Origin of the sequence: Leucobacter ruminantium, from assembly GCF_017565705.1 — a bacterium.
In the GTDB taxonomy this organism is placed as follows: domain Bacteria; phylum Actinomycetota; class Actinomycetes; order Actinomycetales; family Microbacteriaceae; genus Leucobacter; species Leucobacter ruminantium.
Genome location: NZ_JAGDYL010000007.1, coordinates 99,527 through 117,577, shown reverse-complemented (window position 1 = coordinate 117,577; position 18,051 = coordinate 99,527). Strand labels below are relative to the sequence as shown.

Here is an 18,051-nt window from a genome sequence, read left to right as displayed (position 1 = left end):
CTAGATCACCTCCGGTGCGAGCGAGACGATCTTCATGAACTTCTTATCGCGAAGCTCACGACCGACCGGCCCGAAGATACGGGTGCCGCGGGGCTCCCCATCGGCCTTGAGAATGACGGCGGCGTTCTCGTCGAAGCTGATGTACGAGCCATCGGCACGACGGGTCGACTTGCGCGTCCGGACGACGACGGCCTTGACCACGTCGCCCTTCTTCACGTTGCCGCCGGGGATCGCGTCCTTGACGGTCGCGACGATCGTGTCGCCGAGACCGGCGTAACGACGCTTCGAGCCCCCGAGCACACGAATCGTGAGCAACTCCTTGGCGCCGGTGTTGTCGGCTACCTTGAGTCGGGATTCCTGCTGAATCACTTGTTACTCCTTCACTCAGTAAGCGCGGGGCTTACTTCGCCTTCTCGAGGATCTCGACCAGACGCCAGCGCTTGGTGGCGCTCAGCGGGCGGGTCTCATGGATGAGCACGAGATCGCCGATGCCGGCGGTGTTCTGCTCGTCGTGAGCCTTCACCTTCGACGAGCGGCGCATGACCTTGCCGTAGAGCGGGTGCTTCACGCGATCCTCGACCTCGACGACGATGGTCTTGTCCATCTTGTCGCTGACGACGTAACCGCGGCGGGCCTTGCGATAGCCGCGCTGTTCGTTCTCGATCTCAGCCAAGATCAGGCCTCCTTCGTCTCGGTGCTAGCCGAATCCGCGGCGGCGTCCGCCTGCTCGGTCTTCTTCTTGCTCTTCTTGGCCGGGGCCTCGACGGCGGCGGGCGTGGCCCGGATGCCGAGCTCGCGCTCGCGGAGCACGGTGTAGATGCGAGCGATGTCGCGCTTCACCTGACGTACGCGGCCGTGGCTCTCCAGCTGGCCGGTGGCCGACTGGAAGCGCAGGTTGAAGAGCTCGGCCTTGGCCTTCTTGAGCTCCTCGGCCAGACGCTCGTTCTCGAAGGTATCGAGTTCGGTGATGGCCAGTTCCTTGGTACCGATCGCCATTACGCGTCGCCCTCCTCGCGCTTGATAATGCGGGCCTTGAGCGGCAGCTTGTGGATCGCGCGGGTCATGGCCTCGCGCGCGAGCTGCTCGTCGACACCGGCGACCTCGAAGAGGACGCGGCCCGGCTTGACATTGGCCACCCACCATTCGGGCGAACCCTTACCGGAACCCATGCGGGTCTCAGCCGGCTTCTTGGTGAGCGGACGGTCGGGGTAGATGTTGATCCACACCTTGCCGCCGCGCTTGATGTGACGGGTCATCGCGATACGAGCGGACTCGATCTGACGGTTCGTCACGTAGGCGGGGGTCAGGGCCTGGATACCGAACTCGCCGAAGGCGACCTTGGTGCCGCCCTTGGACTGACCGCTGCGGCCCGGGTGGTGCTGCTTGCGGTACTTGACTCGACGGGGAATCAGCATGGTTACTTCTCCGCTCCTGCTGCAGCGGGTGCAGCCTCGGCCTGCGCGCCACGGGGCGCACGGCGGCGGTCGCCGCGGTCGCGCGACGGCTTCTGGGCCGCCTGCTCGCGAGCGAGTTCCTTGTTGGTCAGGTCGCCCTTGTAGATCCAGACCTTCACGCCGATGCGGCCGAAGGTGGTCTTCGCCTCGTAAAAGCCGTAGTCGATGTTCGCGCGGAGGGTGTGCAGCGGCACGCGTCCCTCGCGGTAGAACTCCGAGCGGCTCATCTCGGCGCCGCCGAGGCGGCCGGAGACCTGGATGCGGACGCCCTTGGCGCCGGCGCGCTGGGCGCCCTGCAGACCCTTGCGCATCGCGCGGCGGAAGGCCACGCGGGCGGCGAGCTGCTCGGCAACGCCCTGAGCGACGAGCTGAGCGTCGGCCTCGGGGTTCTTCACCTCGAGGATGTTCAGCTGGATCTGCTTGCCGGTGAGCTTCTCGAGGTCGGCGCGGATGCGCTCGGCCTCGGCGCCGCGGCGGCCGATGACGATGCCGGGACGCGCCGAGTGGATGTCCACGCGGACGCGGTCGCGGGTGCGCTCGATCTCGACGCGCGAGACGCCGGCGCGATCGAGCTGCGTCGTCAGGTGCTGGCGGATCTTGATGTCCTCGGCCAGGTAGTCGGCGTAGCGCTGACCCTTCTTGGTCGAGTCCGAGAACCAGCGCGACACGTGGTCGGTGGTGACCCCGAGGCGGAAGCCGTAGGGATGAATCTTCTGGCCCATACCGTTAGGCTCCCTTCTTCGCGGCCGCGAGCTCGTCAGCGGTCTGCAGAACGACCGTGATGTGGCTCGTGCGCTTGTTGATGCGGAATGCGCGACCCTGAGCACGGGGGCGGAAACGCTTGAGCGTAGCGCCCTCGTCGACGTAGGCGCGAGCCACGACGAGCTCGTCCTCGTTGAGACGCAGGTTCTCGTTGTCTGCCTTGACTCGCGCGTTGGCGATCGCCGAGGCGACGAGCTTGAACACGGGCTCCGAGGCCGCCTGCGGGGCGAACTTCAGGATGGCGAGCGCCTCCTGAGCGTTCTTGCCGCGGATCAGGTCGATGACGCGACGGGCCTTCTGGGGGGTGATGCGGATATGACGCACGCGTGCGATCGACTCCACCATTTCTCTTCCTCCTTCACGTCACCGCTTAGCGGCGACGGCCCTTCTTGTCGTCCTTCACGTGACCACGGAAGGTGCGGGTGGGCGCGAACTCGCCCAGCTTGTGACCGACCATGGTCTCCGTGACGAACACGGGGATGTGCTTGCGACCGTCGTGCACCGCGATGGTGTGGCCCAGCATCGCCGGGATGATCATCGAGCGGCGCGACCAGGTCTTGATCACGTTCTTGGTGCCGGCTTCGTTCTGGCTAACCACCTTGTTCAGCAGGTGGTTATCGACGAAGGGGCCCTTCTTGAGACTGCGAGGCATCTTCTACTCTCTCCTACCTGCCGATTAACGCTTCTTGCCGGTCGGACGGCGACGCACGATGAGCTTGTCGCTTTCCTTGTTCGGACGGCGCGTGCGGCCTTCCTTCTGACCCCAGGGGCTGACCGGGTGACGACCGCCGGAGGTACGTCCCTCGCCGCCGCCGTGCGGGTGGTCGACCGGGTTCATGACGACGCCGCGGACGGTCGGGCGGACGCCCTTCCAGCGCATGCGGCCGGCCTTGCCCCAGTTGATGTTCGACTGCTCGGCGTTGCCCACCTCGCCGACGGTCGCGCGGCAGCGCGCGTCGACGTTGCGGATCTCGCCCGAGGGCAGGCGCAGCTGGGCGTAGGGGCCGTCCTTCGCCACGAGGCGGACCGAGGAGCCGGCCGAACGGGCCAGCTTCGCGCCGCCGCCCGGCTTGAGCTCGATCGCGTGGATCACCGTACCGGTGGGGATGTTCTTCAGCGGCAGGTTGTTGCCCGGCTTGATGTCGGCCGAGGGACCCGACTCGACGACGTCGCCCTGCTTCAGCTTGTTCGGTGCGATGATGTAGCGCTTCGTGCCGTCCTCGAAGTGCAGCAGCGCGATACGCGCGGTGCGGTTCGGATCGTACTCGATGTGCGCGACCTTGGCGTTCACGCCGTCCTTGTCATTGCGACGGAAGTCGATGACGCGGTACTGACGCTTGTGACCGCCGCCGATGTGGCGGGTGGTGATGCGGCCCTGGTTGTTGCGGCCGCCCGTCTTGGGGAGCGGGCGGAGCAGCGACTTCTCGGGCGTGGAGCGCGTGATCTCGGCGAAATCAGCGACGCTCGAACCGCGACGACCCGGGGTCGTCGGCTTGTACTTGCGAATAGCCATGTTGTATTCCTCTTCGCCCCTTCTACAGCGCAGCCGTGAAGATGTCGATGGAACCCGACTTCAGCGTGACGATGGCGCGCTTGGTGTCCTTGCGCTTGCCCATGCCAAACTTCGTGCGACGGGTCTTGCCCTTGCGGTTCAGCGTGCGGACCTTGCCGACCTTCACGCCGAAGACCTGCTCGATGGCGAGCTTGATCTCGGTCTTGTTCGCGGTCGGCTCCACCTCGAAGGTGTACTGGCCGTTCGCGTCGATGAGACCGTAGCTCTTCTCGGAGACGATGGGGCGGATGATGACGTCGTGTGCGGACTTGTTCAGGCTCACTTCGTTTCCTCCTTGGCGGCACGGCCGGCGACGAAGGCGTCGAAGGCGGCCTTGGTGAAGACGAGATCGTCGCTGACAACCACGTCGTAGGCGTTGAGCTGATCCTGGAACAGCACGTGGACGTGCGACAGGTTGCGAACGCTGAGCGCGGTGAGCTCGTCCTCGCGGTCGACGACCACGAGCACGCGCTTGCCCGGAGCGACCGAGGCGAGGAACTCGCGAGCGGTCTTGGTGCTGGGCTTGTCGGAGATGCCGAAGCCCTCGACGACGTGCAGGCGGTTCGCGCGGGCGCGATCCGAGAGCAGGCCGGTGAGCGCGGCGGCGATCATCTTCTTGGGGGTGCGCTGCGAGTAGTCGCGCGGCACCGGGCCGTGGACCACGCCGCCGCCGCGGTGCTCGGGCGCGCGGACCGAACCCTGACGGGAGCGGCCGGTGCCCTTCTGCTTGAACGGCTTGACGCCCGAACCGGAGACCTCGCCGCGGTTCTTGGTCTTGTGCGTACCCTGACGCGCAGCTGCGAGCTGAGCGGTGACCACCTGGTGGATCAGCGGGACGTTGGTCTCGGCGCCGAAGATGGCCTCGGGAAGGTCGACCGAGCCGGCCTTCTTGCCCTTCGCGTCGAGCACCTCGAGCTTGGTAGCGGTAGCCATGAACTACGCCCCCTTCACTGCGTTGCGAACGAAAACGAGACGACCGCGAGCGCCGGGAACCGCACCCTTGACCAGGATGAGACCCTTCTCGGCGTCGATCGCCTGCACGGTGAGGTTCTGCACGGTGACGCGCTCGCCGCCCATGCGGCCGGCCATCTTCTGGCCCTTGAACACTCGACCGGGAGTGGCGGCGCCGCCGACCGAACCCGGCTTGCGGTGGTTGCGGTGAGCACCGTGCGAAGCGGAAACGCCCTTGAAGTTGTGGCGCTTCATGGTGCCCGCGAAGCCCTTGCCCTTCGAGGTGCCGACGACGTCGATCTTCTGACCGGCTTCGAAGGTGCCGTCGATGGTCAGCTCCTGACCGAGCGAGTACTCGGCCGCGTCGGCCGTGCGCACCTCGGTGAGGTGACGGCGCGGGGTGACCCCGGCCTTCTCGAAGTGACCGGCGGTCGGCTTGTTGACCTTGCGGGGATCGATCTGACCCGCGGCGATCTGCACGGCGCTGTAGCCGTCGACCTCGGGGGTGCGGATCTGGGTGACCACGTTGGGAGCCACCTCGATGACGGTGACGGGAACGACCTTGCCGTTCTCGTCCCAGACCTGAGTCATACCGAGCTTGGTGCCCAGGAGACCCTTGACGTTGCGTGCTGCAGACATGTTCGAATCCCCCCTTAGAGCTTGATCTCGATGTTGACGTCGGCAGGCAGATCGAGTCGCATGAGCGAGTCGACGGCCTTCGGGGTGGGATCGACGATGTCGATCAGGCGCTTGTGCGTGCGCTTCTCGAAGTGCTCGCGGCTGTCCTTGTACTTGTGGGGCGAACGGATCACGGCGATCACGTTCTTCTCCGTGGGGAGCGGCACGGGGCCGATCACGGTCGCACCCGCGCGGGTCACCGTGTCGACGATCTTTCGTGCGGAGTTGTCGATGACCTCGTGGTCATACGACTTCAGTCGGATGCGGATCTTCTGTCCCGCCATGTGACTCTCTACTTTCTACTTGCGTCGTACTGCGGACTCGTGGCCCGCAGCATTGGACGTCTTGCGTATCAGCGCCCGTGGCACTTCGACGCCTGTGCGCGCCTCGTACTGGGTCTCTGTTCACCTGTCAAAACGCCTCTTCCCGAGAAGAGACGACCCGCGCACACGAAAACGGCCCGACTGACGTCTGGCCGTTGTACGGCACGCGGTGCGTTCGCTGCCCGCGGCCTAGCGGGCCCGATCCCTCGATATATGGCGAGGGATCCGACGCCGTTATGCACAGCAGAGCAGTGATCCGCGCCGTAGCCCGGAGTACTGAACTTATCTATTCTCGCACGCCGACAGGTCGCGATGCAACCCGGGCGTGTCGCGCGGCGTTCCTCCGTCACACCCGTCCATGCCGTGCCCGCGCCGAAGCCGCGCGAGCGCCGCCGATTCACAGCGGGGCGATCAAGATCCTTAAAATTCGCTGATATGCTCGTTCCACGACGCAACTCAGCAGAGTAGAGCGAGGCATTGCCGCCGATCAGACGTGGATCTGTCGACATGACCGACGAATCATCAGCGATTGAGGCCGTGTCGCGAGTCGCAGTGTTCTCGCGGAACGCTTTGAGCGTCTACAGTCCAAGCTAGCGCGAGCGAACGCAGGGCATTCAGCCTGCCCCACCGAGCAAAGGAGCTTCCGCATGTCCACCGCAACCACCGTTCCTCAGGAGAACAGCCATCGGAGGGCCCTCAGGGGCGGCTTCGCCGCTCTCGTCGGCACCTCCATCGAGTGGTACGACTTCTACGTCTACGCGACAGCCGCGGCGATCATCTTCCCGCACGTCTTCTTCCCCGAGGCCGAGCCGGCGCTCGCGACGCTCGCCTCCTTCGGCACCTACGCCGTGGCCTTCTTCATGCGCCCGATCGGCGGCATCATCTTCGGTCACATCGGCGACAAGCTCGGCCGCAAGCCTGCGCTCACCATCACGCTGATCCTCATGGGCATCGCCACCACCCTCGTCGGCCTCCTGCCCGGGTACGCCACGATCGGCATCTGGGGTCCGATCCTCCTCATCCTCTGCCGCATGGCGCAGGGACTCGCCGTCGGCGGCGAGTGGGGCGGCGCGAGCCTCATGGCCGTCGAGAGCGCCCCCTCGAAGTGGAAGAGCTTCTACGGCGGCTTCACCCAGGTCGGCAACCCCCTCGGCGCCATGATGGCTACCGGCGCCTTCTGGGCGCTCTCCGCTCTCGGCGAGGACGCCCTGCTGAGCTGGGGATGGCGCGTGCCGTTCCTCTTCAGCATCGTGCTCATCGGCGTCGGTTTCTGGGTGCGGTGGAAGGTGGAGGAGACTCCCGTCTTCGAGGCGAAGGTCGAAGGGCACGAGCAGTCGACGCCGCTCCTGTTCGCCCTCAAGAACAACTGGCTCCCGATCCTGCTCGGTTTCTGCATCATCGCCATGTCCTCCGGCGGCTACGTCATCGCGACCACGTTCGTGCAGAACTACGCCGACACCCCTGAGATCGGCCTCGATCCCTCCATCATCCTCGGCGCGATGACGATCGCGTCCCTCGTCGAGTTCATCGTGACCCTGCCGATCGCCGCCCTCGGCGACAAGATCGGCCCCAAGATGGTCATGTACCTCGGCATCATCCCGTCGTTCATCGTCATCATCCCGCTCGTGCTCTCGATCCAGGCGAAGAACGTCGGCCTCATCTGGCTCTTCGTGATCCTGATCCGCGTCACGCTGAGCGGCGCGTGGGCGCCCCTGTCCACCCTGATGGCGCAGATGTTCCGCCCGCAGTCGCGCTACACCTCGATGTCGCTCTCCTACGGCATCGGCGCAGCGGTGTGGGGCGGCCTCTCCCCCGCGATCGCCTCGACGCTGCTCATCGCGACCGACGGCAACTTCTGGTCGGTCGTCGCCTTCTTCGGCGTGCTGTCGCTCTCCGCCTTCATCGGCGTGTTCTTCGCGCCGCAGCACTCCGACGCGGCCCCGGTGACCGGATCCCTCCAGGCTCGGCTCGACACCACGACGGTCGACACGCAGGACCGCTGAGCCCTTGCACAACCCGGGGAGGCGGCCCCGCGACAGCCGGACCGCCTCCCCTTTCCCACCCGCTCCCACGATCCAGAGGACAGCATGGAAACCCTGACCAAGCGCACCACCGGCTGGGTGGTCGTCGAGACCCTCAACGGCTACGGCATCGACACCGTGTTCGGCATCCCGGGCACGCACAATCTCGAGTTCTACCGCCCGCTGACCGCGCTCGGGATCCGTGCCGTCACGACCCGCCACGAGCAGGGCGCCGGGTACGGAGCCGACGGATGGTCGTTGCAGACCGGCAAGCCCGGCGTGGTCATCACCACGAGCGGGCCCGGCCTGCTGAACGCGCTCTCGGCGGCGGGAACCGCGTACTGCGAGTCACGCCCCATGATCATCCTCTCCCCCGGTCCGGCTCGCGGCGCCGAGTTCGCCGATGTCGGAACGCTGCACGAGACGAAGGACCAGCTCGGCGCCGCCTCGGCGATCGTCGAGTGGGGCCGTCGCGTGCAGTCGGCCGAGGAGGCCGTGGAGGCGGTGCACGATGCGTTCGAGCTCTTCGCGACGACGCGGCCGCGCCCCGTCTACATCGAGGTGCCCCTCGATCTGCTCGAGGAGGAGACCTCCATCGCCGCGGAGTCCCTCGCACCCCGCGAGTTCGCACCCGCGCCCCTGCCGGAGCAGGCCGCACTCGCCGAGGCCGCAGCACTGCTGGCCGCGGCGCATGATCCCGTGATCCTCGCCGGCGGCGGGTCGCGCGGAGCGACCGCCGAACTGCGCGCCCTCGCCGAGCGGCTCGGCGCTCCCGTCGTCACGACGGGCAACGGCAAGGGCGTGCTCGACGAGCACCACCCCCTCGCTCTCGGCGCGAGCCTGCGGCTCGCAGCGGCGCGGGACCGCGCGCGCGACGCCGACGTGCTGCTCGTCGTCGGCTCGAAGCTCGGCGAGGCCGAGCTCTGGGTCGATCGTCTCGACGCGCAGGGCGCGGTGATCCGCATCGACCTGCTCGAGTCCCAGATCCACAAGAACCAGCAGGCGCGGGTCGGCCTGGTGGGCGACGCACGGGCGACGCTGGCGGCTCTGCTCGAGCAGCTCGGCGACGGCACCCCCCTCGACGGAGCCGCGGGGGCCGAGGCGACTCGGCGCGCGGTGCGCGCCGAGTGCGCCGAGCTCTCGGCCTCCAACACAGCGCTCGCCAAGGTCATCGCCGCGGCCCTGCCCGAGAACGCGATCGTGTCGACCGACTCGTCGCAGATCGCCTACTGGGGCCTGCTCAACCTGCTCCGGGTGTCGACGCCCAACTCGACGCCCTACATGACCACCTACGCCACGCTCGGCTACGGCCTGCCCGCCGCGCTCGGCTCCAGGATCGCTTCACCCGAGCGCCCCTCCTTCGTGGTGATCGGCGACGGCGCGCTGATGTTCTCGATGAACGAGTTCATCACCGTCGTCGAGCAGCGCGAGGACGTCACCGTGATCGTGGTCGACAACGGCGGATACGCGGAGATCAAGCAGAACGAGGCCGACGCGGGCATCGCCCCGATCGCCGTCGATCTGGTGCAGCCCGACTGGGCCGCCGTCGCCGACGCGTTCGGCGGCACCGGCCGCAGGGTCGGCGACCCGGACGAGCTGCGGCGCGCCGTGGACGCGGCGGTGCGCGACGGCGGCCTCCAGCTGATCCACATCGATCAGGCGGCATTCGAGCTCGCTGCGGTAAGCGCGGCATGAGCGCCGCAGGCACACGCCCGATCGCCGTCTACACCGACGTCGAGGACACCGATCCCTCCCTCGGCATCCGTCTGCTCGAGGAGAACGGCTTCGAGGTCCGGGTGCTCGGCACCCGCGACCCCGATGAGATCATCGCGGGCGCACGCGACGCCACCGTGCTGCTGCCCGGCTACGCCGCGATCACCCGTGAGATCATCGAGGCGCTGCCGCAGCTGCGGCTCGTCTCGCTCATGTCGATGGGCTTCGACTACGTCGACCTCGAGGCGGCGAGCGAGCGCGGCGTCTGGGTGACGAACGTGCCGGGTGCCGCGACGGAGGAGGTGGCGACGCACGCGCTCGCCATCCTGCTGAGCAGCGTGCGGCAGCTGCCGTTCTACACCGCGTCGGCCAACCCGCGCGACTGGAACGAGCGGGCGGCCGCCCCGCCGCCCCGTCTGAGCGAGACGACGCTCGGCATCATCGGCCTCGGCAAGATCGGCCGCGAGCTCGCACGGCTCGCCGGCCCGCTGTTCGGCACCATCGTGGGCTACGACCCGATGCTCCCGGACACCCCCGAGGTGCGCGCCGAACTCGAGGGTCTCGGCGTCGTGCGCGCCGAGCTCGAGGAGGTGCGGCGCACGGCCGATGTGCTGTCGCTCCATCTGCCGCTCACGCCCGAGACGGAGCGCATGGTCGACGCCGCCTTCCTCGCGGAGATGCCGCGCGGCTCGGTGCTCGTCAACGTCTCGCGCGGCGGGCTCATCGACGACGGCGCTCTCGTCGCCGCGCTCGACGAGGGACGGCTCTCCGGTGCGGCGCTCGACGTGCTCGACCAGGAGCCGCCGGCGGAGGGGCACCCCCTGCTGGGCCGTGACGACATCGTGCTCACCCCGCACATCGCCTACTTCTCCGCACGCACGGAGATCGAGTACGTCAGGATCCAGGCGCAGAACGCCGTGTCGCTGCTCGAGAGCGGGAACCCCGATTCACCCGTGAACCGCCCGCTGTAGGGCGACGACGCTGCGGGCGCGACCTCACTCGACCGAGAGGTCGCGCTCGTAGCGCTCCCGCACGATCCGCGTGTGCAGCCACGTCTCGGAGGAGGCGATGAGCCGCTCCTCGCGCAGCTGCTGCATCAGGGTTCGGAAGGGATCGACCGAGCTGAAGGCGATCGTCGCCTTGAGGTCGAAGCGCCCGGTCGTGCGCGCCAGGAACTCCAGCCCGACGCCCGACTCGCGGATCCGCGACGTCGTCTCCTCGTCGTCCAGCACCTTGATGCCGAAGCCGAGCAGGAGATCCTCGCTCGAGCCGGTGTGCTGATCGATCGCGCCGATCTTCATGACGCCGGAGTCGATGAGCTTCAGCACGCGCAGCCGGCATCCGCTGGGCGACAGCCGCACCCGGTCGGCGAGCTCGCCGAGGGGGATGCGGCCGTCCCGCTGCAGGGCGTCGAGGATCTGCCGGTCGATCCGGTCGAGGGATCGCGCATCGATGCTCGGCGGCTCGCCTCCGAAGAAGCTGTCGAGAATGCTGTCGAAGATGGCCACCTGCACATCGACCACACCCGGGATCGCGCGGATCGCGATCACCTGCGCCCTGAGGGCCGCCGTGTCCTCGAGCCAGGTCTCGGCGGAGATCTGGAACGACCCCGTCGTCTCCGAGATGAAGCACATCGAGTCGAAGCGCAGCAGCTCCCCCACCACGGGCTCGATCGGACCGCTGACCCAGATGGAGAGGTGAGCCGAGACGGGCAGACCGACCGCGTGGGGATGGACACCCGCCACGATGCGCAGCCTGCCGCTCTCGGTGAGCGTGCGAACCCGATCGGCGACCGCTTCGCGGCCGACCCCGAGCTGTGCCGCGATCTTCGTGAAGGCCATCCGGCCGTCGTGCCGGAGGAGCGCTACGATGCGCTCGGTCAGATCGTCCATGCGGGCTTCGCCTTCTCAGCCGCCGTCAGGAGGCCCGGGTCGGCAGCAGGCGCGGGAGGGCGAGGTAGAACGCGAGCACCGCGAGCCCGCCCACGAGCAGTGCGAGCGTCCCGAAGAGGCCCGTGAACATCGAGACGAGGCCGAGGATCGAGGTCAGCAGCGTGCACCCGGCCGCCATCGCGGACGCCTGCACGTGACTGTATCCGAGCTGCTGGATGCGCTGGTACGTGTGCTCCTTGTGCGGCTCGTCCCAGCGCTTGCCGGCCCGCACGCGCTTGACCAGCGTCACCCCGACGTCGCCGAAGTAGATCACCATCGGTCCGATGGTCGCGAGGAACGGGACCCCGGATACGAGCGCGGCGAAGCTCGTCACCGCGACCGCACCGCCGAGCAGGTAGCTGCCGACATCGCCGAGGAAGGCTCCGGGTCTCGTGAGGTTCCACGGCAGAAAGCCCAGGAAGCCCGCTGCGAGCACCAGCCCGGCGACGAGCAGCCAGCCCTGGCCGCTCAGGAGCCCCGCCGCCGCGAAGGCCAGGCCCGCGATCGAGCCGTGCAAGCCGCTGATGCCGTTCAGCCCGTCCATGAAGTTGGCGACGTTGATGTAGCTCGAGATGAACAGGATCGCGTAGACGACGAGCAGCACGAGCGCCCACACCGGCATGCCGGCGAGCGGCCACCCCGCCACCCACTGCACCAGCACCGGCGCCGTGTAGCCGGCGATGTCGCCGTAGAGCGCGCTCTGGAACAGCAGGGAGACCGAGACGCCGCACGCGATGATCAGCAGGCACAGGCTCCGCACCGCGACGCTCAGCCCCCGCAGGTCCTCGGCGAGGCCGAGGAGCCCCGCCGCCGCCGAGCCGAGCACCACTATGAGCAGCGTCGTCTCGATGTACCCGTAGCCGGGGCTCAACCTGACGAGAGCCACGGCGGTCGCTCCCCCGACGAGCATCGCGATGAGCACGGCGAGACCGAGGCCGCGCAGCACGGGGCGCTCGTGCGAGGAGCGCTCGTTCGGCACATCCATGATCCCGAGCCTCATCAGCAGAGGCTTGACCGCGAACGGCAGCACCAGGCTCAGGATCAGCGTGAGCCCGCCGATGGCCAGGGCCGCTCCGACGCCGGTCATTCGACGCGCTCCTCGGCGGCTTCGGTGAGGTCGAGCCGCTCGACCCAGCCCTGGTGGTCGAGCACCTCGGGCGAGATCGTGTCCACGTGGGCGTGCGAGATCTTGGGGTGGAACGGGCGCTCGTCGCCCTCTCCCTCGCCCGTGAGCTCTTCGTGCAGCTTCTCGCCGTGACGCAGCCCGGTGAACACGATGTCGATGTCCTTCCCCGACTGCGCGATCATGCGCTTCGCGACATCGAGGATGCTGACGGGATCGCCCATGTCGAGGATCAGCACCTCTCCCGGGCGACCGATGCCTCCGGCCTGGATGACGAGCTGCGAGGCCTCGGGGATGGTCATGAAGAACCGCGTCACCTCGGGGTGGGTCACGGTCAGCGGGCCGCCGGCGTCGATGAGCTTGCGGAAGGTGGGCAGCATCGAGCCCCGACTGCCGATCACGTTGCCGAAGCGGACCGAGAGATAGCGCCGACCCGTCTGCTCGGCCATCCAGGCGGTGAGCTTCTCGGCCACGCGCTTCGAGTGCCCGAGCACGCTCGTGGGGTTCGCAGCCTTGTCGGTCGAGATGTTCACGAAGGCGCTGACGTCGACCGAGCGCGCCGCGCGCAGCACGTTGAGGGTACCGATGACGTTGGTCTTCCACGCCTCGTCCGGGTACTGCTCGAGCATCGGGAGGTGCTTGAGCGCCGCGGCGTGGAAGACGACCTCGGGCCGTCGCTCGGCGAAGATGCGCAGCAACGTCGCCTCATCGCGGATGTCGGCGAGCACGACGTCGTTGGTGTCGAGCAGGCCGTGCCCGCTGATGGAGAGCTGCGTCTCCTGGAGCGCCGTCTCGTCGCGGTCGAGCATGATGAGGTCGCGCGGGGCGAAACGCGCGAGCTGACGGCACAGCTCGGATCCGATCGAACCGCCGGCGCCGGTCACGAGTACCCGCCTGTCCTGCAGGTAGTCGGCGATCGACTCGGTGTCGAGCCGCACGGGGTGCCGGCCGATGAGGTCTTCGATCGAGAGCTCGCGCACGTCGGAGATGGCCGAGGAATTGGTCAGGATCTGTTCGAGCGGAGGCAGCACCATGGCGGTCATGCCCGCCCGGTCGACGGCTTCATCGACCCTGCGCATGAGCCCCGTATCGGCGTCGCCGATGCAGACGATCAACTGCGTCGCCCCCGTCGCGGCTGCGACGCGCTCCAGATCCTGGAGGCCGCCGAGCACGTGCACGCCGCGCACCACCTGATTGCGCTTGCTCGGGTCGTCGTCGATGAACCCGACGGGCAGTGCGAAGCCCTGGGCGTCGGTCAGCAGACGCTTCACCGTCTGTACCCCGAGGTAGCCCGCGCCGTAGAGCAGCGTGCGCTCGGCCGAGGCGCCAGGCATGAGCCGCCGTTCGATGTCGAGCCGCAGCACGTATCTGAGAACCCCCATCACGCTGAAGGCGATGGGTGCCGCGATGATCATCGTGCTGCGAGGGATCCCGTGGCCGTAGGCCACGATGTAGGCGAACACCCACATCACGACGGCGACGCAGCTCACGTCGATGGCGAGGGCCCGCACCTCGTCGAAGCTGCCCGTGGCGTAGCGGTTGCGATAGAGCCAGAGCAGCCATCCGGCGACGAGCTGCACCAGCACCGTGACGAGGATCAGGATGAGCGTCCACCTCGGATGGATCCTCGCGAGGTTGAAGTCGAAGCGCAGCACCAGAGCGGCCAGGATGCCCACCGTCCAGGCGAGCGCGTCGCCGAGGTAGAGCATGCCGTACTGCTTCAGGAAATGAGCGAAGCGCTGCCCGATCGATTGCGACACTCGCCCTCCATTCGTTCTCGGGCCGCGGTCGGCGAACCCGTACCCATCGAGGATACCGCCCGCCGCCCGATCCCTCGCCGAGCGACGGGGTGAGCCGCGGATCCCCGCAGACGCGAAGAACCCCCGGGGCGGGTGCCCCGGGGGTTCTTCAGCTCGCAGGCGAGACTTAGGCGATGACCTTGGTCACCGTGCCGGCGCCGACGGTGCGGCCGCCCTCACGGATCGCGAAGCCGAGGCCCTCCTCCATGGCGATGGGCTGGATCAGCTCAACGGTCATGTCGGTGGTGTCGCCGGGCATAACCATCGGCTTGTCCTCGGGCAGGGTGATGACGCCGGTCACGTCAGTCGTACGGAAGTAGAACTGCGGACGGTAGTTCGTCTCGAACGGGTTGTGGCGACCGCCCTCGTCCTTCTTGAGGATGTAGGCGGTGCCCTCGAACTTGGTGTGCGGGGTGATCGAACCCGGGGCGACCACGACCTGGCCGCGCTCCACGTCCTCGCGCTTGGTGCCGCGGAGGAGGAGGCCGCAGTTCTCGCCGGCCCACGCCTCGTCGAGCTGCTTGTGGAACATCTCGATGCCGGTGACGGTGGTCTTCTGCGTCGGACGCAGGCCCACGATCTCGACCTCGGAGTTGATCTTCAGCGTGCCGCGCTCGGCGCGGCCGGTGACGACGGTGCCACGACCGGTGATCGTGAAGACGTCCTCGACGGGCATGAGGAACGGCTTGTCCTTGTCACGCACGGGGTCGGGGATGTTCTCGTCGACGGCCTCCATGAGCTCGAGGATGGAGTTGACCCACTTCTCGTTGCCCTGCAGCGCCTCGTAGCCCGACACGCGGACCACGGGGACGTCGTCGCCCGGGTAGCCCTGCTTGGAGAGCTCCTCGCGGACCTCCATCTCGACGAGCTCGAGGATCTCCTCGTCGTCGACCATGTCGCTCTTGTTGAGGGCGACGAGCAGGTAGGGAACGCCGACCTGCTTGGCGAGCAGGATGTGCTCCTTGGTCTGGGCCATCATGCCGTCGGTCGCCGCGACCACGAGGATCGCGCCGTCCATCTGAGCGGCACCGGTGATCATGTTCTTGATGTAATCGGCGTGACCCGGGGCATCGACGTGCGCGTAGTGGCGCTTCTCGGTCTCGTACTCGACGTGCGAGATGTTGATGGTGATGCCGCGCTGGCGCTCCTCGGGAGCCGAGTCGATCGTGTCGAAGTCGCGCTTGACGTTGACGTCAGACGGGAACTTGTCGGCGAGCGTCTTCGAGATCGCCGCGGTAAGGGTGGTCTTACCGTGGTCGACGTGACCGATCGTTCCGATGTTTACGTGCGGCTTGGTCCGCTCGAACTTGGCCTTCGCCACTATGGTCCTCCTCAGGACGTCGTTGCACCCGCTCCCCTCCGACGGTTTCGAAGGGGCACGAGCACGGGGGTACTGAACAATGTTACAAGCTCCGGCCTGCGATCGCGACCTGAGCGGGTTTTGGGCGCCGCGCTCTCATCGGAGCGCGGCGCCGGTCATCGGGCTCGTCGAGACGTCGGGATCCCTCCCTCGATCTCGACGGGCCCGATCATCGGAGCGGTGTTACTCGCCCTTGGCCTTCTGAACGATCTCATCGGCCACGGCCTTCGGCACCTCTGCGTAGGAGTCGAAGGTCATCGAGAACACGGCGCGGCCGCTGGTCTTCGACCGCAGGTCGCCGATGTACCCGAACATCTCGGAGAGCGGAACCAGGGCGCGAACGACCTTGACGCCGCTCGCATCCTCCATCGCCTGGATCTGACCGCGACGGGAGTTCAGGTCGCCGATGACGTCGCCCATGTACTCCTCGGGGGTGCGGACCTCGACGGCCATCATCGGCTCGAGCAGCACGGGCTGAGCCATGCGCGCGGCCTCCTTGAAGGCCATCGAACCGGCGATCTTGAACGCCATCTCCGACGAGTCGACGTCGTGGTACTGGCCGTCGAGCAGGGTCGCCTTGACGTTGACCACGGGGAAGCCGGCGAGAATGCCGTACTGCATCGCGTCCTGGATGCCGGCGTCGACCGAGGGGATGTACTCGCGCGGCACGCGGCCGCCCGTGACCTTGTCCTCGAACTCGTAGATCTTGTCGCTGCCCTCTTCGGTGTCGAGGGGAGCCAGCGCGATCTGCACCTTCGCGAACTGACCGGAGCCACCGGTCTGCTTCTTGTGGGTGTAGTCGTACTTCTCGACCGGACGGCGGATCGTCTCGCGGTAAGCCACCTGGGGCTTGCCCACGTTGGCCTCGACCTTGAACTCGCGCTTCATGCGGTCGACGAGGATGTCGAGGTGCAGCTCGCCCATACCGGCGATGACGGTCTGGCCGGTCTCGGCGTTCAGGCTCACGCGGAAGGTGGGATCCTCCTCGGCGAGCTTCTGGATCGCGGTCGACAGCTTCTCCTGGTCGCCCTTGGTCTTCGGCTCGATGGCCACCTCGATCACGGGCTCGGGGAAGGTCATCGACTCGAGCACGACCTGGTTGTTCGGATCGCAGAGGGTGTCACCGGTGGTGGTGTCCTTGAGTCCGATCACCGCGTAGATGTTGCCGGCGGTCAGGTTCTCGACCGGCATCTCCTTGTTGGCGTGCATCTGGAAGATCTTGCCGATGCGCTCCTTCTTGCCCTTGGTCGAGTTGATGACCTGGGCGCCCGAGTCGAGCTGACCCGAGTAGACGCGCACGTAGGTGAGGCGACCGAAGAACGGGTGCACCGCCACCTTGAACGCGAGCGCCGAGAAGGGCTCGTCGGCCGAGGGCTTGCGCTCGATGACGATCGACTCGTCGCGCGGGTCGTGCGCCTCGATCGATCCGATGTCGAGCGGGTTCGGCAGGAAGTCGACGACCGCGTCGAGCATCGGCTGGATGCCGCGGTTCTTGAACGCCGAGCCGCAGTACACGGGGTAGATCTCGTTGTTCACGACGAGCTTGCGGATGCCGGCCTTGAGCTCGTCGATCGACAGCTCCTCGCCGCCGAAGAACTTCTCCAGCAGCGCGTCGTCGGTCTCGGCGACGGTCTCGACGAGCTGCGCGCGGTACTCCTCGGCCTTGGCCTGAAGGTCGGCGGGGATCTCCTGCGTCTCGTAGTTCGCGCCGAGGGTCACATCGCCCTTGGCGTCGCCCTCCCAGACGAACGCCTTCATCGAGAGCAGATCGACGACGCCGATGAAGTCGCTCTCCGAACCGATCGGGAGCTGCATCACGAGCGGCTTGGCGCCGAGGCGGTTGATGATGGTGTCGACCGTGAAGTAGAAGTCGGCGCCCATCTTGTCCATCTTGTTGACGAAGCAGATGCGCGGCACGCCGTACTTGTCGGCCTGGCGCCACACGGTCTCGGACTGGGGCTCGACGCCCTCCTTGCCGTCGAACACGGCGACGGCGCCGTCGAGCACGCGGAGCGAACGCTCCACCTCGACGGTGAAGTCGACGTGACCCGGCGTGTCGATGATGTTGATCTGGTTCTTGTTCCAGAAGCAGGTCACGGCGGCAGACGTGATCGTGATGCCGCGCTCCTTCTCCTGCTCCATCCAGTCGGTGGTCGAAGCGCCGTCGTGGGTCTCGCCCAGCTTGTGGTTGACACCCGTGTAGAACAGGATGCGCTCGGTCGTGGTGGTCTTGCCGGCATCGATGTGCGCCATGATGCCGATGTTGCGGACCTTGCTCAGGTCGGTGAGCACGTCTTGTGCCACAGGGGTCTCCTCCGGGGTGGGGATGAAAGTGTGTGTGGGATCGGGTGCGCCCGATCGTTCATCGAGCCTGCCGCCGGTCG

The 18,051-nt window shown here is 67.3% G+C and carries 20 protein-coding genes; 3 read left to right on the top strand and 17 right to left on the bottom strand.

Features of this window, described 5'->3' with window-relative positions; genetic code table 11:
* The 12 genes from rplN to rpsJ are packed head-to-tail and all read right to left on the bottom strand — an operon-like array spanning position 1 to position 5,681.
* Positions 1-369: a 50S ribosomal protein L14 gene (gene rplN, locus J4H91_RS06190; protein WP_208045390.1), complete on the bottom strand. Its 369-nt coding sequence runs from the start codon at positions 367-369 to the stop codon at positions 1-3.
* A gap of 31 nt (positions 370-400) precedes the next feature.
* The gene (gene rpsQ, locus J4H91_RS06185) at positions 401-673 is read right to left on the bottom strand and encodes a 30S ribosomal protein S17 (RefSeq protein WP_208045389.1); all 273 of its coding nucleotides are present in this window, start codon (positions 671-673) and stop codon (positions 401-403) included.
* A gap of 2 nt (positions 674-675) precedes the next feature.
* Positions 676-996 carry a 50S ribosomal protein L29 gene (gene rpmC, locus J4H91_RS06180; RefSeq protein ID WP_208045388.1) on the bottom strand — a complete coding sequence of 107 codons (321 nt, stop codon included), beginning with the start codon at positions 994-996 and terminating at the stop codon, positions 676-678.
* Positions 996-1,415 (bottom strand): 50S ribosomal protein L16, encoded by a 420-nt coding sequence (gene rplP / locus J4H91_RS06175; RefSeq protein WP_208045387.1) that lies wholly within the window; start codon positions 1,413-1,415, stop codon positions 996-998. Before rplP ends, rpmC begins: the two co-directional genes overlap by 1 nt.
* 2 nt (positions 1,416-1,417) lie before the next feature.
* Positions 1,418-2,176 carry a 30S ribosomal protein S3 gene (gene rpsC, locus J4H91_RS06170; RefSeq protein ID WP_208045386.1) on the bottom strand — a complete coding sequence of 253 codons (759 nt, stop codon included), beginning with the start codon at positions 2,174-2,176 and terminating at the stop codon, positions 1,418-1,420.
* Between the two features lie 4 nt (positions 2,177-2,180).
* Entirely contained in the window at positions 2,181-2,561 is a 381-nt protein-coding gene (gene rplV, locus J4H91_RS06165) for a 50S ribosomal protein L22 (protein ID WP_208045385.1), read from the bottom strand.
* A 25-nt stretch (positions 2,562-2,586) separates the two neighbouring features.
* On the bottom strand, positions 2,587-2,868 hold the full coding sequence (rpsS, locus tag J4H91_RS06160; RefSeq protein ID WP_208045384.1) for a 30S ribosomal protein S19: 282 nt from the start codon (positions 2,866-2,868) through the stop codon (positions 2,587-2,589).
* A 24-nt stretch (positions 2,869-2,892) separates the two neighbouring features.
* Positions 2,893-3,729, bottom strand: coding sequence for a 50S ribosomal protein L2 (gene rplB / locus J4H91_RS06155; protein ID WP_208045383.1), 837 nt, complete (start codon positions 3,727-3,729; stop codon positions 2,893-2,895).
* A 22-nt stretch (positions 3,730-3,751) separates the two neighbouring features.
* Positions 3,752-4,051 (bottom strand): 50S ribosomal protein L23, encoded by a 300-nt coding sequence (gene rplW / locus J4H91_RS06150; RefSeq protein WP_208045382.1) that lies wholly within the window; start codon positions 4,049-4,051, stop codon positions 3,752-3,754.
* Positions 4,048-4,701, bottom strand: a complete 654-nt coding sequence (gene rplD, locus J4H91_RS06145) for a 50S ribosomal protein L4 (RefSeq protein ID WP_208045381.1) — start codon at positions 4,699-4,701, stop codon at positions 4,048-4,050. Before rplD ends, rplW begins: the two co-directional genes overlap by 4 nt.
* A 3-nt stretch (positions 4,702-4,704) precedes the next feature.
* Positions 4,705-5,358 (bottom strand): 50S ribosomal protein L3, encoded by a 654-nt coding sequence (gene rplC, locus J4H91_RS06140; RefSeq protein ID WP_208045380.1) that lies wholly within the window; start codon positions 5,356-5,358, stop codon positions 4,705-4,707.
* Positions 5,359-5,372: 14 nt separating this feature from the next.
* Positions 5,373-5,681: a 30S ribosomal protein S10 gene (rpsJ, locus tag J4H91_RS06135; RefSeq protein ID WP_025133701.1), complete on the bottom strand. Its 309-nt coding sequence runs from the start codon at positions 5,679-5,681 to the stop codon at positions 5,373-5,375.
* A 686-nt stretch (positions 5,682-6,367) separates the two neighbouring features.
* On the opposite strand from rpsJ, the gene J4H91_RS06130 reads away from it, so the two are divergent.
* The 3 genes from J4H91_RS06130 (at position 6,368) to J4H91_RS06120 (ending at position 10,425) form a co-directional block, all read left to right on the top strand.
* Positions 6,368-7,723, top strand: coding sequence for an MFS transporter (locus J4H91_RS06130; RefSeq protein WP_208045379.1), 1,356 nt, complete (start codon positions 6,368-6,370; stop codon positions 7,721-7,723).
* A gap of 84 nt (positions 7,724-7,807) precedes the next feature.
* Positions 7,808-9,436, top strand: a complete 1,629-nt coding sequence (locus J4H91_RS06125; protein WP_208045378.1) for a thiamine pyrophosphate-binding protein — start codon at positions 7,808-7,810, stop codon at positions 9,434-9,436.
* On the top strand, positions 9,433-10,425 hold the full coding sequence (locus J4H91_RS06120) for a C-terminal binding protein (RefSeq protein ID WP_208045377.1): 993 nt from the start codon (positions 9,433-9,435) through the stop codon (positions 10,423-10,425). Before J4H91_RS06125 ends, J4H91_RS06120 begins: the two co-directional genes overlap by 4 nt.
* A gap of 24 nt (positions 10,426-10,449) precedes the next feature.
* Here J4H91_RS06120 and J4H91_RS06115 read toward each other — a convergent pair whose 3' ends face one another.
* From J4H91_RS06115 to fusA, 5 genes are all read right to left on the bottom strand, one after another.
* A complete protein-coding gene (locus tag J4H91_RS06115) occupies positions 10,450-11,346 on the bottom strand; it encodes an Lrp/AsnC family transcriptional regulator (RefSeq protein ID WP_208045376.1) in 897 nt (298 codons plus the stop codon).
* A gap of 25 nt (positions 11,347-11,371) precedes the next feature.
* Positions 11,372-12,472, bottom strand: coding sequence for an MraY family glycosyltransferase (locus J4H91_RS06110; RefSeq protein WP_208045375.1), 1,101 nt, complete (start codon positions 12,470-12,472; stop codon positions 11,372-11,374).
* Positions 12,469-14,268 (bottom strand): polysaccharide biosynthesis protein, encoded by a 1,800-nt coding sequence (locus J4H91_RS06105; RefSeq protein WP_208045374.1) that lies wholly within the window; start codon positions 14,266-14,268, stop codon positions 12,469-12,471. Before J4H91_RS06105 ends, J4H91_RS06110 begins: the two co-directional genes overlap by 4 nt.
* 166 nt (positions 14,269-14,434) lie before the next feature.
* Positions 14,435-15,628 (bottom strand): elongation factor Tu, encoded by a 1,194-nt coding sequence (gene tuf, locus J4H91_RS06100; RefSeq protein WP_208045373.1) that lies wholly within the window; start codon positions 15,626-15,628, stop codon positions 14,435-14,437.
* Between the two features lie 222 nt (positions 15,629-15,850).
* Complete coding sequence (gene fusA, locus J4H91_RS06095; RefSeq protein WP_208045372.1) at positions 15,851-17,971, bottom strand: elongation factor G; 2,121 nt, start codon at positions 17,969-17,971, stop codon at positions 15,851-15,853.
* Between the last annotated feature and the right edge of the window lie 80 nt (positions 17,972-18,051).